Raw genomic sequence first — 630 nt, forward strand, 5'->3', positions numbered from 1 at the left:
CGACTCCTTCGGTCGAATTCCCCGACGAGCCTGTGAAGCCGTTCACACTGGATGCCGATCCGATGGCTCAAACTGGCCTTCTCGAATAGCCTCCCGAAGGCCCAGCATCCGGGCACCAGCCCCCGAACATCTGGAGCGAGCCCAGTCCATGCATCCTGCGAAGCCGTCCGTCTCCCTTCTCTGCGCCGTCCTCGTCGCCCTGCTGGTGGCGTTCCTCAACGTCCACCCGCGCGGCCTGTCGCCGGTCGTCGTCAACACGCTGGCCCACCAGGGCGTGGCGCTGGCCTTCGCGACGATGGCGCAGACCCTGCCGGTGCTGACGGGCGGCCTCGACCTGTCGGTCGGCGCCATCCTGGCGCTGGCCAACTGCGTCGCCTCGGCGACCGTCGAGAAGCGCAAGGCGATGGGCGATCTCGTGGTCGACAATCTCATCTGCGCCGCCGAAGGCAAGCCGCTCCTCACGCGGGTCAACTAGAAATCAGCGTAGGAGCAGCGGGCATGTCGGGGTTGAAGTCGTCGGCGCGCGTGGTCGTAATCGGCGGCGGCATCGCCGGATGCTCGACCGCCTACCATCTCGCAAAGCTTGGCTGGAAGGACGTGCTGCTCGTCGAGCGCGCGCGCCTGACCAGC

Annotated in this window: 2 protein-coding genes; both read left to right on the forward strand. The window is 67.3% G+C overall.

The genetic code is table 11. The features are described 5' to 3' along the window. Positions 1–148: 148 nt before the first annotated feature. Positions 149–475: a hypothetical protein gene (locus tag JNK74_29290; protein MBL7650271.1), complete on the forward strand. Its 327-nt coding sequence runs from the start codon at positions 149–151 to the stop codon at positions 473–475. Between the two features lie 23 nt (positions 476–498). Next, positions 499–630: FAD-binding oxidoreductase (locus tag JNK74_29295; protein ID MBL7650272.1), on the forward strand; the 132-nt coding region annotated here is incomplete at its 3' end.

The organism is Candidatus Hydrogenedentota bacterium (assembly GCA_016791475.1).
GTDB lineage: Bacteria > Hydrogenedentota > Hydrogenedentia > Hydrogenedentales > JAEUWI01 > JAEUWI01.